We start from the raw sequence: 13,715 nt of genomic DNA, 5'->3' as shown, positions 1-13,715 counted from the left end.
AGTGCTAAGCACTGGCGTGATTGTTATGATGCTTCCCTCAGGTAAATTCCAGGAGGAAAGCGTGAATATCATCGCCATCATGGGCCCCCATGGCGTCTATCACAAAGACGAACCGATCAAAGAACTGGAAGCCGCCCTGCAACGGCAAGGCTTCCAGACCATCTGGCCGCAAAACAGCGCCGACCTGTTGCAGTTTATCGAACATAATCCGCGGATCTGTGGGGTTATCTTTGACTGGGATGAGTACAACGTTGATTTGTGCAGCGAGATTAACCAGCTGAATGAATACCTGCCGCTATACGCCTTTATCAACGCGCATTCGACGATGGATGTCAGCGGTCAGGATTTGCGTATGACGTTGTGGTTTTTCGAATATGCGCTTGGGCTGGAGGAAGAGATCGCGACCCGAATTGGCCAATACACTCGCGAATACCTCGACAACATCACGCCACCGTTTACTAAAGCATTATTCAACTATGTGCAAGAGGGAAAATATACCTTCTGCACCCCTGGGCATATGGGCGGCTCTGCCTATCAAAAAAGCCCGGTAGGTTGCCTGTTTTATGATTTCTTCGGCGGTAATACCTTAAAGGCCGATGTTTCTATTTCGGTGACGGAGTTGGGGTCGCTGCTCGACCATAGCGGCCCACATCTGGAGGCTGAAGAGTATATTGCGCGTGCTTTCGGCGCGGAACAAAGCTATATGGTGACCAACGGGACTTCAACGTCGAACAAAATTGTCGGCATGTATTCCGCTCCGGCGGGAAGTACCCTTCTTATCGATCGCAACTGCCATAAATCGCTGGCGCATTTACTGATGATGAGTGACGTTGTGCCGTTATGGTTAAAACCGACACGCAATGCGCTGGGGATCCTCGGCGGTATTCCGAAGCGCGAGTTTACCCGCGATGTGATACAGCAAAAGGTAAATGCTGCGGGTGGTGCTGGATGGCCTGTACATGCGGTGATCACCAACTCCACCTATGACGGACTGTTGTACAACACCACCTGGATTAAAGAAACCCTCGACGTGCCGTCGATCCATTTTGACTCTGCCTGGGTACCCTACACCCATTTTCACTCGATCTATCAGGGAAAAAGCGGCATGAGCGGCGATCGTATTGCGGGGAAAGTTATCTTTGAAACGCAGTCGACGCATAAAATGCTGGCGGCGCTGTCGCAGGCTTCGCTTATCCATATTAAAGGCAGCTACGACGAAGATACCTTTAATGAAGCTTTTATGATGCATACCTCGACCTCGCCGAGCTACCCGATTGTCGCCTCCATCGAAACGGCTGCGGCGATGCTTCGTGGTAATTCCGGCAAGCGCCTTATTCAGCGTTCAATTGAACGGGCGCTTGATTTTCGCAAAGAGGTGCAGCGGCTACGTGAAGAGTCTGACGGTTGGTTCTTTGATATCTGGCAGCCGGAAGAGGTGGGTGAGGCACAGTGCTGGCCAGTCGCACCGGGTGAACAGTGGCACGGCTTTCATGATGCCGATGATGACCATATGTTCCTCGACCCGGTGAAAGTGACCATTCTGACACCCGGAATGGATGAGCAAGGTAACATGGATAATGAGGGTATCCCAGCCTCGCTGGTGGCGAAGTTCCTTGATGAACGCGGTGTGGTGGTTGAAAAAACTGGACCGTATAACCTGTTGTTTCTTTTCAGTATCGGCATTGATAAAACCCGCGCAATGGGACTGCTGCGTGGGCTGACGGAATTTAAGCGCTCTTACGATCTGAATCTGCGAGTGAAAAATATGTTGCCGGATCTCTATGCGGAAGATCCGGATTTTTATCGCAACATGCGCATTCAGGAACTAGCTCAGGGCATTCATCGCTTGATTCGCCAGCATCAGCTTTCTCAACTGATGCTGCGTGCCTTTGATGTTCTGCCCGAGATGAAAATGACACCTTACCGAGCCTGGCAGCGGCAAATCAAAGGTGAAGTGGAGACCATTGAGCTGGAGAATCTGATCGGGCGCATTTCAGCCAATATGATCCTGCCGTATCCACCGGGGGTACCGCTGCTGATGCCTGGGGAAATGATTACCGAAGAGAGCCGGGCGGTACTCGATTTCCTGTTAATGCTGTGTTCGATTGGGCGCCATTACCCGGGTTTTGAAACCGACATCCACGGGGCGAAACGTGATGAAGACGGTGTGTATTGGGTTCGAGTCTTAAAAAATGACTAAGTGCTTGCGCGATAACGGGTGGCGCGAGTAACTTTGCTGGCTTAAACAGGAGGAGTTTTACGATGCTGGGTTTAAAACGGGTTCACCATATCGCCATCATTGCGACGGATTATGCGAAGAGTAAAGCTTTCTACTGCGACATTTTGGGATTTACTCTCCAGGGGGAGTTTTATCGTGAAGAGCGCGATTCGTGGAAGGGTGATCTGGCGTTAAATGGCGAATATGTCATTGAACTGTTTTCTTTCCCGTTTCCTCCTTCGCGCCCAAGCCGTCCTGAAGCCTGCGGATTACGTCATCTGGCGTTTAGCGTTGATGATATTGATGCCGCCGTTGCCCATCTTGAGGCGCACGGTGTCGCTTGTGAAGGCGTACGTATCGATCCGTTCACCGATAAGCGCTTCACCTTTTTCAATGATCCTGATGGCTTGCCGCTGGAAATCTATCAACAGTAATTCTTATCAGAAAGTGTCCTGCCGGATAACGTGCCGGACACGCTTTCCTCAGTCAGTACTCATATGATGATGATCTCAGATCTTACGCAAACGCTCCAACCGCACCGCCAGTTTTTGCTGGCCTTCAGCGGCGGGCTGGATTCGACCGTTCTTTTACACCGCCTGGTCCGTTGGCGTGAACAGGATCCAACCATTCAACTGCGGGCGATTCATATTCACCACGGGCTAAGCGCCAATGCCGATGGCTGGGTGGCACACTGCCAGCAAGTTTGTCAGCAGTGGCAGGTGCCGCTTTTGGTCGAACGAGTGGTGCTCGGTGATGAGGGGCTGGGGATTGAGGCCCACGCGCGACAAGCTCGTTATCAGGCATTCCGTATGGCGCTTTTGCCTGGAGAAGCACTCGTCACCGCACAACATCTTGATGATCAGTGTGAAACCTTCCTGCTGGCGCTTAAGCGGGGGAGTGGACCGACCGGATTATCGGCGATGTCGGGTGAATCTAACTTTGCCGGAACGAAACTGTTGCGCCCGCTGCTCAATGAACGTCGCGAGTCGCTATATCAGTGGGCAATGACTCATCAGCTCGCCTGGATTGAAGATGAAAGTAACCAGGATGATGCTTACGACCGTAATTTTCTCCGCCTACGTATCGTTCCGTTACTCAGCGCACGCTGGCCGCACTTTGCTGAGGCCGTAGCCCGCAGTGCGAGCCTTTGCGGCGAGCAGGAACAACTGCTTGATGAAATGCTGGCAGCGGAGCTCGTCACGCTGATGGCGGAGGACGGTTCACTGGCTGTCGAGCCGTTAACTACGCTGAGCGCGCCACGTCGGGCTGCGCTACTGCGGCGTTGGCTCGGTGCGCACAATGCGCTGATGCCTTCTCGCGATGTACCGGAGCGCATCTGGCGTGAAGTCGCACAGGCGCGAGAAGATGCATTTCCTTGCCTACGTCTTGGCGATTTTACCGTTCGTCGTTATCAGCAGCGGCTGCATTGGGTTAAGTATATTCCGGGTCAGACAGAAGCCGTGCTGAGCTGGCCCGATATTTCAGAACCGCTGTTGTTACCCGCTGATCTTGGTGAGCTGGCGTTAGAACCTGGTGGGGCGTTACGTGAGCCGAATCAGGGAGATACGGTGACAATACGCTTTCGCGCCAGCGGTAATTTACATATCGTGGGCCGCCACGGTGGCCGCAAGCTGAAGAAGATCTGGCAGGAACTGGGCGTAGCCCCCTGGCGTCGTGATACTACGCCGTTACTGTTTTATGGCGAAACGCTGATTGCTGCCGCCGATGGCCTGTTTGTCACGCAAGAGGGGCGAGTAGAGGAAGGTAAAGGCGTACAGATGGTGTGGAGGAAAACGGGTGACCAGGGCCACCCGTTTTGATTCAGGACTCACTGACCACGACGGTACCGATTTCCGGGTGGCTGAAACTGGCGATTTTATCCAGGCGTAGCTCGCGGACGTCGCCGGCGAGTTCCACTACCAGATACTCGATGTTTTTGCGCGAGATCAGATCGTTGGCCTTCCCTTGCAGCTGTTCGCCATCTTTGAGCGCCAGCGCCAGAACTAAATGGTGCTGACAGGCAAGTTCGAGGTTGTCATAATCATCGCAATTGATGGGTTGATAAGTATCATTCATTGACATAATCGCTCACCAGTAAGTTTGCTGCCGCATAAGCGGCCTTTTCCCTGACTGACTCAGAAAGGGCCTGATCCGCCGCAATCTCATTCAATGTTTTCAACACGCAACCGAGCGCGTCCGAAATATACCCCAGATCCCCGCTGGCTATTTCCGCATACCGCTTGCGTATTAACTCACAATATTTGTCCACATGCCCTCCTGTCAGCATCCTGACTTAACCGTGGGATGTAAGTTTAAGCCTACGAAGATAAACTCTGTTTAGCAAGGTGACTATACCATAGTCATTTAAGCAATATCAGCAGGATGAAACGGGATCCTTTGATTGCTGACAGCCTTTTGTCGTGAGTTTAGCTACAATGTACGCCATTTTTATCAGGAGTTTATTCATGGCGCTGAAAGCGACGATTTATAAAGCGACGGTGAACGTGGCTGACCTGGACCGTAACCAGTTTCTGGATGCCAGTCTGACGTTAGCTCAGCATCCGTCTGAAACCCAGGAGCGCATGATGCTGCGACTGTTGGCGTGGATCAAATATGCCAACGAGCGTCTGCAGTTTACCCGCGGTTTGTCTTCCGATGATGAAGCGGAGCTCTGGCTGCTTAACGATCATCTGGGCGTTGATTTATGGATTGAACTAGGGCTGCCTGACGATCGGCGGATTAAAAAAGCCTGCTCACGAGCACAAGAGGTTGCGCTGTTTGCCTATAATAGTCGGGCGGCTGAAATTTGGTGGCAGCAGAATAAGAGTAAACTGGCACAGTTTTCGAAGCTGACGGTGTGGTATTTGGATGATACTCAGCTGGCGCAGCTCAGTGCATTTGCCGATCGCACGATGATACTGCAGGCGACCATCCAGGATGGCAGTATCTGGTTATCCGACGCTAAGAATAATCTGGAAATTAACTTAACGGCCTGGCAAACACCCGCATGATTACCATTAGCCGCAGCGTGGCGATTGCGGATGAAGAGATCTCTCTTTCCGGTATACGTGCGCAGGGCGCGGGCGGTCAGCACGTGAATAAGGCATCAACGGCTATTCATTTGCGCTTTGATATTAAGGCATCAAGCCTGCCTGAGTATTATAAGGAACGTCTGCTTGCTGCCAGCCACCACTTAATTTCTGCTGACGGTGTGGTTATCATTAAGGCTCAGGAATATCGCAGCCAGGAAATGAATCGCGAAGCGGCGATTGCTCGCCTGGTTGCCCTAATACAAGAATTAACCGCAGTGCAAAAAAGTCGCCGGGAGACGCGACCGACTCGGGCATCCAAAGAGCGTCGACTTGCCTCTAAGGCGCAAAAATCCTCAGTCAAAGCGCTGCGTGGGAAAGTTCGTCCTTAAGGCGTGACGAACGGGTGGAATGGATTATAAGGAATTTACAGTGAAGAAAATCGTATTTTCAGTCGTGGCGGCCTGTTCGCTTTTTGCGCTGTTTGGCTGTAATCATCGTTCAGAAGTTGAAACGTTACAACCTACACCGATGGAAGAGCTCAAACCGATGCAGCAGAGCTGGCGTGGCGTATTGCCTTGTGCCGATTGTGAAGGTATCGAAACCACGCTCTTTCTGGAGAAAGATGGTACCTGGGTCATGAATGAGCGCTATCAGGGGGTTAGCCGCGAGCCTTCCTCTTTTGCTTCCTACGGTATCTGGGCGCGCACTGCCGATAAACTGGTGCTGACTGATAGTAAGGGCGAGAAGTCTTATTATCGTGCAAAAGGCGACAAGCTAGAAATGCTCGATCGTGACGGTAATCCCATTGAGTCGACGCTGAATTATACGCTTGAGTCGGTCAAAGCCAGCTTGCCGATAACGCCGATGGCGATGCGTGGAATGTACTTCTATATGGCGGATGCGGCGACCTTTACTGATTGTGCGACCGGTAAGCGAGTGGCTGTGGCCAACAACGCTCAGCTCGAGCGTGGCTATGCTGCTGCGCGTGGTACAGATACACGTCCAGTACTGCTGGTGGTAGAAGGGCATTTTACCCTCGAAGCTAACCCTGATACGGGAGAGCCGGTTAAAGTTCTGGCGACGGATTCCTCAGGGTCGTTTTATCAAAACAAAGATTGCAATACTCGTTGATTAATTCAGCCCTACGAGGCGGCTTGTTTTAATATAGACCCCCAGCTTTAGATGCCCGGCGTACAGCAATTGTGTTTCGGGCTTAAAGGTGGAAACGTCGCCTTCGCGCATATGCAGCAGGTCTGAGGGGCTAATCCAGCCCGGCTGCGCCATTGTCAGCGGATGCCCGGCTTTAGCGAAGGCATCGCTGACAAACTCAGAACAAAACCAGGTTTTCTTATCTTCGGGAGCAATGTCGCTTAGCTGAGCTTTGGCCAGACCGTTAACGCACTGCTGGCGAAAATCTCTGGAGAAAGGATTCAAAGAACACATCTGCTTTGTCATCATAAAAGGGATGAATTCAATAATGCCGCGATAGTTATAGCCGCTGTCTTTATTTTTATAAGCGAAGTTTTTAATTTCTGCGGCCTGCTGAGGTGTGAGGTCTGGCGCCCTTAGGGCAAATAGTTTATCGCTGTGCTGCATTGCTTGCTTAAGGGATACAATCTGTACTCCAGCGCCTGTGGCTTCTGCAACCTGGCTATCCCCGAGGTAGATGGCGACGTGGCTAACAGAAGATGTGCTGAAAGCGCGGATCCCCAGCGATGTTACGCCAATACTGGAAGAGAAAAGCAAGTCCCCGGGACGCAGGTCTTTTTCGCTAATCTCAAGCAGTGCTTTATCTGTAATTGAGCCCTGACGTTGAAGTTTGATTGCCCATTGTTTTGATTGCTTGTTAATAGTCGATTCTGAAGGATCAGGCTGGCTGAGGTCCATCGTACAGGAGCAAAGCAATACAGATATGAGAAAAAGTAAGCCGTAACTTGCAGCTCGGTTAGCCATGATTACAATCCTTGTAAAAAAGGGGCGCTGAAAAATCAGAGCCCCTTTTTGGTATTAACCTTTAATTTGTGCGACCAGGTAATCTACGATATCGCCGGTCTTGATCAACTGTTTTTCTCCGTGACGACGGTGTTTATACTCAATATCGTCGTTGTCGAGGTTGCGATCGCCCAGCACAATAGTGTGTGGAATACCAATCAGCTCCATATCGGCAAACATCACGCCCGGACGCTCTTTGCGGTCGTCCATCAGTACTTCGATACCTTGAGCGGTCAGCTCAGCGTACAGCTTCTCGGCCAGCTCCTGCACACGATAGGATTTGTGCATATTCATCGGCAGAATCGCAACCTGGAACGGTGCGATAGCTTCCGGCCACAAAATCCCGCGATCGTCAAAGTTCTGCTCAATGGCAGCAGCCACCACACGAGTCACCCCGATACCGTAGCAACCCATGGTCAGAATCTGGTTGCGACCATCTTCACCCTGTACGGAGGCTTTCATCGCTTCTGAGTACTTGGTGCCTAACTGGAAGATATGACCCACTTCGATACCGCGTTTAATCAACAGTGTCCCCTGACCGTCTGGGCTAGGGTCACCGGCAACGACGTTACGAATGTCAGCTACTTCTGGAGTCGCTACGTCGCGATCCCAGTTAATACCGAAGTAGTGCTTACCATCCACGTTCGCGCCAGCGGCAAAATCGCTCATTGCCGCAACGGTGCGGTCAATAACCACGGGAATCGGCATGTTGACTGGCCCAAGAGAACCCGGACCTGCTTTCACAACGGCGCGGATTTCTTCTTCGGTGGCGAAGGTTAACGGGCTGGCAACCTGCGGCAGCTTCTCGGCTTTGACTTCGTTCAGCTCGTGGTCGCCGCGAACCAGCAGGGCAACCAGAGGATATGCGCTGTCTTCTACCGCTTTCACCAGCAGGGTTTTCACGGTTTTCTCGATTGGCAGATTAAACTGCTCAACCAGTTCGGCGATGGTTTTCGCATTCGGCGTATCGACCAGCGTCATTTCTTGGGTTGCATCAGCGCGTGGTTCTTTCGGCGCAACAGCTTCGGCGAACTCAATGTTGGCCGCGTAATCGGAAGAATCAGAGAAGATAACATCATCTTCGCCGCTCAGCGCCAGTACCTGGAATTCATGGGAAGCGCTGCCGCCGATAGAGCCTGTATCAGCCTGCACCGCACGGAAATCCAGATCCATACGGGTGAAGATTTTGCTGTAGGCCTCGTACATCTTGTCATAGGTCTCTTGCAGAGATTCCTGAGAAGTATGGAAAGAGTAGGCATCTTTCATCAGGAATTCGCGTGAGCGCATGACGCCAAAGCGAGGACGGACTTCATCACGGAACTTTGTTTGAATCTGGAAGAAATTCAGCGGCAACTGTTTATAGGAGTTCAGCTCGTTGCGAATCAGATCGGTGATGACTTCTTCATGAGTCGGACCGAGTACGAAAGGACGATCGCCTCGGTCAGCAATGCGCAGTAGTTCCGGACCGTACTGCTCCCAACGTCCGCTCTCTTGCCACAGTTCAGATGGCTGAACGACTGGCATTAACACCTCGATCGCACCGGCGTTGTTCATCTCTTCACGAACGATGTTTTCGACTTTTTTCAGGACGCGCACGCCGGTCGGTAACCAGGTATACAACCCGGAGGCCAGCTTGCGGATCATCCCGGCGCGCAGCATCAGCTGATGGCTGATGACTTCGGCGTCGGCAGGTGTCTCCTTCAGAGTGGAGAGCAGATATTGGCTAGTACGCATGTTGTTACGGTTCCATTTGGGCGATCGGTACAGGCCGAAAGCCAGCCTGACACAAAAAAAGTGATTTAGTTTACCAGTGTGGCAAAGATGCCAAAAGAGAGGAAAATAAAATTAGCGTGGTTCGAGAGAAAAGACTTCAAAACCGGACGAAATCACTCGCCAGCGCACGTTAAAATCAAGCAGCCAGACGGCATATGTTTTTCCTGCTTCTTCTTCCTTGCGATAAGCCGGTCGCGGATCTTGCGCCAGGACTTCGGTGATAAACATCTTCAGCCGTGGGTAGCGTTTTTCCAGCGTCAAAAGCTGAGCTTCTGTTTCTGGCGTGAAGCAGACCGCCATTTCCGCCAGCGGAGCCTGCTGAGCATAGCTGGCGCTGGCGTCTGGCAATGCCTCTGCAAACGGCAGGTAAGGTTTGATGTCGACCACTGGGGTTCCATCTACCAGATCCAGGCTCCCTAGCTCAAGAATAACCTGCTCTTTCTGACAGCGAATACCTTTTAGCTCAACCAACGACATGCCTATTGGGTTAGGGCGAAAGGTTGAACGGGTGGCGAATACGCCCATCCGCGCATTTCCTCCGAGGCGAGGCGGACGGACGGTTGGGCGCCAACCGCCTTCCATCGTCTGATGAAAAACAAACAGCACCCAGAGATGACTGAAATCCTCCAGGCCGCGTACGGCATCGGCCTGGTTGTAAGGAGGCAAGAGGTGTAATTCGCCGCCACCATTTTTGACCAACCCAGGCTGGCGAGGGACGGCAAACTTTTCTTTATATGGCGAGCGAATCACGCCTATCTGTGCAAACTGAAAGGCACTCATTGCGCCGAAACGTTAAGAGCCGAGCCAAAGCAAACAGCCTGACGGTAGCAGCCTGGCGTACCACTGGTGACTTCACAACGATGCAGCAAAACGGCATTCGCTTGCATTTTTGCAGCGTTAACCTGCATACGTTTACGGGCTGTCGGGATATTTGGCGGAGAGTCTTGATTCGATGCCTGACATGATTCACCGGTAACTTCGTCCAGTTCGCGGAAAGGTTTACCCACCAATTCTGCGGCATCAGTATAGATTCTTACCGGAGCCGGACGCGTCGCTTTCGGCTTTGTCGGTTCTGATTTGGCTGGCGGACTTACCATACTTTGCGCAGGGCCAACAGGAGATCTGCTTAACATTGAACAGCCGCTTAACATGAGTGCTAACAAACAGACCGGTAAAGCACGCATAGTATTTCCTCAGTAAATAATAAAACAGGGCGCTATTGAATCAGGTGCTTGCATAAATGACAAGGCGGGCATAAAGCCCGCCCTGCATGATATTACGCTGAAAAAAGATTACCAGCCTTTCACTGCGCCGCCGTTAAAGATTTTGTTAGCCGCTTCGTAAACTTCGTCACTTTGGTAGGCTTGAACAAATTTCTTAACATTTTCCGCATCTTTGTTGTCTTCACGAGCAACAATCAGATTCACGTATGGAGAATCTTTACCTTCCACGAAAATACCGTCTTTCGCTGGCGTCAGGCCAATCTGGCTGGCGTAGGTGGTATTGATAACCGCCAGGGCGATCTGTGCATCATCCAGAGAACGTGGAAGCTGTGGTGCTTCCAACTCAACAATTTTCAGGTTTTTCGGGTTTTCAATAATATCCAGAGAGGTTGGCAGCAGACCAACGCCTTCTTTCAGTTTGATGAGGCCAACTTGCTGCAGCAGCAGCAGGGAACGACCCAGGTTGGTTGGGTCGTTAGGAATAGCGACCTGAGAACCCGGCTGCAGTTCGTCCAGCGATTTGATTTTTTTCGAATAACCAGCAATCGGATAAACGAAAGAGTTACCCACGGAAACCAGTTTGTATCCGCGGTCTTTAATCTGCTGGTCAAGATACGGTTTATGCTGGAAGGCGTTAACATCGATATCGCCTTTGCTCAGCGCTTCGTTCGGCAGAACGTAGTCGTTGAAGGTCACCAGCTCAACATCAAGGCCGTATTTTTCTTTTGCCACTTTCTGCGCGACTTCAGCAACCTGCTGTTCCGCACCGACGATAACGCCGACTTTAATATGATTTGGATCTTTTTCATCCTGACCGCAACCCACCAGAGCCAGAGAACCGATTAACGCACCGACAGCCGCAAAGGTTTTGAAATTAAAGGCCATGTTATTTCCTTCCTGTAAGATTCTGTATTGTGTGTAATGTTATTTGTGAGTCACAGCCCGGACGATACGATCGCCAGAGAATTGAATTAAATAAACCAGAATAACCAGTAATACCAGTACGGTATTCATCACCGTTGCATTGTAGCCGATATAGCCATACTGGTAGCCAATCTGCCCCAGACCACCGGCACCCACAGCACCGCCCATCGCGGAATAGCCGACCAGGGTAATTAGCGTGATAGTTGCCGCATTCACCAGACCCGGCAGCGCTTCTGGCAGCAGGACTTTACGCACGATCTGCATTGGCGTTGCACCCATAGCACGTGATGCTTCGATGAGACCGGTCGGAATCTCCAATAGGGCGTTTTCCACCATACGAGCGATAAAGGGTGCGGCACCGACTGTCAACGGGACGATTGCTGCCTGCAGACCTATCGACGTCCCGACAATAATACGAGTGAATGGGATCATCCATACCAGCAAGATGATAAAAGGAATTGAGCGGAAGATGTTAACCACCGCAGACAGCGTACGGTACAGCTTCGCGTTAGCCGCAATTTGCCCTGGACGGGTGACATACAGCAGTACGCCGACCGGTAGGCCGAGAACAAAACCGAAGAAGCCGGAGACAAACGTCATGGCCAGCGTTTCCCATACGCCGCGAACCAGCAGCCAGATCATTGGTTCAGACATATCCCAGTACCTCTACTTTTACATGATGTTCCTGCAGCCAGGCGATTGCGGCCTGGGTATCTTCCTGCGTACCGTGCATTTCGGTCAGCATAATGCCGAACTTCACACCGCCAGCGTAATCCATCTGCGCGCTAATAATGTTGTTGTTCACATTAAAGCGACGAGCGGTTTCAGAGAGAAGCGGGGCATCAACGGAATGACCAGTGAACTCCATGCGCAGCATCGGTACGCTATCAGGAAGAGCCTCAGGTTTGAGGCGAGCCTGATAATCATCCGGGATATCCAGATGCAGCGTTGACTGAATAAACTGCTGTGCCAGCGGAGTTTTGGGATGAGAGAAGACTTCGCTCACCGTATCCTGTTCAATCAGCTGACCGTTGCTGATAACAGCAACGCAGTCACAGATGCGTTTGACAACATCCATCTCGTGAGTGATCAGCAGAATCGTCAGGCCCAGTCGACGATTGATATCTTTCAGCAACTCCAGAATCGAACGAGTGGTCGCTGGATCCAGGGCGCTGGTGGCTTCATCGCAGAGCAGAACTTTTGGATTACTGGCCAGCGCGCGCGCAATGGCGACGCGCTGCTTTTGTCCACCTGAGAGGTTCGCCGGGTAGCTGTCATGCTTATCCGCGAGCCCAACAAGGTCTAACAACTCAGTCACTCGACGTTTAATTTCCGCCTGCGGCGTGTTATCCAGTTCTAAAGGAAGCGACACATTACCGAATACGGTACGGGAGGCGAGCAGATTAAAGTGCTGGAAGATCATGCCAATTTGGCGGCGAGCGCGAGTCAATTCCTTTTCAGAAAGTGCCGTTAGCTCCTGGCCTCCAACCTGCACGCTGCCCTCCGTAGGACGCTCAAGCAGATTAACGCAGCGAATAAGCGTGCTTTTACCCGCGCCAGAAGCGCCGATGACGCCATAAATCTGACCAGCAGGTACATGCAGGCTGACATCGTTCAGCGCCTGTATGCTGCGGTTCCCCTGTTGGAACACTTTGGTGATATTCGAAAGTTTAATCATTAGTTATTTATTATCGTTTAGCCGTTTGCCGTGGCATTTTCTTCTGCCGTGTCCAGGCGATGCCTGTCAATGAAATGGATGTTAAGGCATCCAGACGTCTAAATCAATCTGACTCTGTATAACTGAGCACTTTCTTGCGTCTGGAAACATGCGATACTACGCATACTAGCCTTTATCAGGAGCAAACCGGTGGCAAAGTCAGTACCTGCAATTTTTCTTGACCGTGATGGCACGATTAATGTCGATCACGGATACGTGCACGAAATTGACAACTTTGAATTTATCGATGGCGTCATTGACGCAATGCGTCAATTAAAGGAGATGGGTTATGCGCTGGTGGTGGTGACCAATCAGTCCGGCATTGCCCGCGGTAAATTTACTGAAGATCAGTTTGAAACGCTGACTGAGTGGATGGACTGGTCGTTGGCTGACCGTGGCGTTGATCTGGATGGTATCTATTATTGTCCGCATCACCCGCAGGGTACGGTAGAAGAATTTCGTCAGACCTGTGACTGCCGCAAGCCGCATCCTGGAATGCTTATCTCGGCGCGCGACTATCTGCATATAGATATGGCTGCTTCATATATGGTTGGCGATAAAGTAGAAGATATGCAGGCGGCTTTGGCTGCAGATATTGGGACAAAAGTATTAGTTCGTACTGGCAAGCCAGTCACTTCGGAAGCGGAAAATGTTGCGGATTGGGTGCTTAATAGCCTGGCGGACCTGCCTGATGCCATCAAAAAGCAGCAAAAATAAACGTTACGTATAAAAGATGAGCGGTTGAAATAAAATTGTATTTTTCCGCTTGTCACCGCCGAAGAACTCCCTATAATGCGCTCCCACTGACACGGCAGATGTGAATCACTTCACACAAA

Annotated in this window: 16 protein-coding genes; 7 read left to right on the top strand and 9 right to left on the bottom strand. The window is 51.3% G+C overall.

Annotated elements, in window-relative coordinates; genetic code table 11:
* Positions 1-61: 61 nt before the first annotated feature.
* From QVF11_RS13225 to tilS, 3 genes are all read left to right on the top strand, one after another.
* On the top strand, positions 62-2,200 hold the full coding sequence (locus QVF11_RS13225) for a lysine decarboxylase LdcC (RefSeq protein WP_142514972.1): 2,139 nt from the start codon (positions 62-64) through the stop codon (positions 2,198-2,200).
* 62 nt (positions 2,201-2,262) lie between these two features.
* Positions 2,263-2,652 (top strand): VOC family protein, encoded by a 390-nt coding sequence (locus QVF11_RS13220; protein ID WP_112215840.1) that lies wholly within the window; start codon positions 2,263-2,265, stop codon positions 2,650-2,652.
* Between the two features lie 63 nt (positions 2,653-2,715).
* A complete protein-coding gene (gene tilS / locus QVF11_RS13215) occupies positions 2,716-4,038 on the top strand; it encodes a tRNA lysidine(34) synthetase TilS (protein WP_462660684.1) in 1,323 nt (440 codons plus the stop codon).
* A gap of 1 nt (position 4,039) precedes the next feature.
* On the opposite strand, the gene rof is transcribed toward tilS, so the two are convergent.
* A complete protein-coding gene (gene rof, locus QVF11_RS13210) occupies positions 4,040-4,300 on the bottom strand; it encodes a Rho-binding antiterminator (RefSeq protein WP_110272453.1) in 261 nt (86 codons plus the stop codon).
* The gene (locus tag QVF11_RS13205) at positions 4,287-4,487 is read right to left on the bottom strand and encodes a YaeP family protein (protein WP_110272452.1); all 201 of its coding nucleotides are present in this window, start codon (positions 4,485-4,487) and stop codon (positions 4,287-4,289) included. The genes rof and QVF11_RS13205 overlap by 14 nt, the downstream gene beginning before the upstream one ends.
* 196 nt (positions 4,488-4,683) lie before the next feature.
* Here QVF11_RS13205 and QVF11_RS13200 point away from each other — a divergent pair, with 196 nt between their 5' ends.
* Genes QVF11_RS13200 through nlpE form a run of 3 tightly spaced genes read left to right on the top strand, consistent with a single transcriptional unit; the run spans position 4,684 to position 6,381 of the window.
* Positions 4,684-5,229 (top strand): YaeQ family protein, encoded by a 546-nt coding sequence (locus QVF11_RS13200; RefSeq protein WP_112215841.1) that lies wholly within the window; start codon positions 4,684-4,686, stop codon positions 5,227-5,229.
* On the top strand, positions 5,226-5,639 hold the full coding sequence (gene arfB / locus QVF11_RS13195) for an alternative ribosome rescue aminoacyl-tRNA hydrolase ArfB (protein ID WP_110272450.1): 414 nt from the start codon (positions 5,226-5,228) through the stop codon (positions 5,637-5,639). Before QVF11_RS13200 ends, arfB begins: the two co-directional genes overlap by 4 nt.
* A 40-nt stretch (positions 5,640-5,679) precedes the next feature.
* A complete protein-coding gene (gene nlpE / locus QVF11_RS13190) occupies positions 5,680-6,381 on the top strand; it encodes an envelope stress response activation lipoprotein NlpE (protein WP_287857360.1) in 702 nt (233 codons plus the stop codon).
* Here nlpE and QVF11_RS13185 read toward each other — a convergent pair whose 3' ends face one another.
* From QVF11_RS13185 to metN, 7 genes are all read right to left on the bottom strand, one after another.
* Positions 6,382-7,203, bottom strand: a complete 822-nt coding sequence (locus QVF11_RS13185) for a YaeF family permuted papain-like enzyme (protein ID WP_287857358.1) — start codon at positions 7,201-7,203, stop codon at positions 6,382-6,384.
* Positions 7,204-7,257: 54 nt separating this feature from the next.
* A complete protein-coding gene (proS, locus tag QVF11_RS13180; RefSeq protein ID WP_112215843.1) occupies positions 7,258-8,976 on the bottom strand; it encodes a proline--tRNA ligase in 1,719 nt (572 codons plus the stop codon).
* 111 nt (positions 8,977-9,087) lie between these two features.
* Positions 9,088-9,795 (bottom strand): tRNA (N6-threonylcarbamoyladenosine(37)-N6)-methyltransferase TrmO, encoded by a 708-nt coding sequence (gene tsaA, locus QVF11_RS13175; RefSeq protein WP_112215844.1) that lies wholly within the window; start codon positions 9,793-9,795, stop codon positions 9,088-9,090.
* Positions 9,792-10,199 (bottom strand): Rcs stress response system protein RcsF, encoded by a 408-nt coding sequence (gene rcsF / locus QVF11_RS13170; protein WP_110272445.1) that lies wholly within the window; start codon positions 10,197-10,199, stop codon positions 9,792-9,794. The genes tsaA and rcsF overlap by 4 nt, the downstream gene beginning before the upstream one ends.
* 108 nt (positions 10,200-10,307) lie before the next feature.
* Positions 10,308-11,123, bottom strand: a complete 816-nt coding sequence (locus tag QVF11_RS13165; protein ID WP_112215845.1) for a MetQ/NlpA family lipoprotein — start codon at positions 11,121-11,123, stop codon at positions 10,308-10,310.
* A 39-nt stretch (positions 11,124-11,162) separates the two neighbouring features.
* On the bottom strand, positions 11,163-11,816 hold the full coding sequence (locus QVF11_RS13160) for a methionine ABC transporter permease MetI (RefSeq protein ID WP_110272443.1): 654 nt from the start codon (positions 11,814-11,816) through the stop codon (positions 11,163-11,165).
* Positions 11,809-12,840, bottom strand: a complete 1,032-nt coding sequence (gene metN, locus QVF11_RS13155) for a methionine ABC transporter ATP-binding protein MetN (RefSeq protein WP_181483486.1) — start codon at positions 12,838-12,840, stop codon at positions 11,809-11,811. The genes QVF11_RS13160 and metN overlap by 8 nt, the downstream gene beginning before the upstream one ends.
* Positions 12,841-13,029: 189 nt before the next feature.
* Between metN and gmhB the strand changes: the two genes are divergently transcribed.
* Positions 13,030-13,596, top strand: a complete 567-nt coding sequence (gene gmhB, locus QVF11_RS13150; protein WP_142512264.1) for a D-glycero-beta-D-manno-heptose 1,7-bisphosphate 7-phosphatase — start codon at positions 13,030-13,032, stop codon at positions 13,594-13,596.
* Positions 13,597-13,715 lie beyond the last annotated feature (119 nt).

The organism is Klebsiella sp. (genome assembly GCF_027492335.1).
Taxonomy (GTDB): domain Bacteria; phylum Pseudomonadota; class Gammaproteobacteria; order Enterobacterales; family Enterobacteriaceae; genus Klebsiella; species Klebsiella huaxiensis.
The sequence above is the reverse complement of the archived record's forward strand: the minus strand, read 5'-3'. Positions and strand labels throughout refer to the sequence as shown.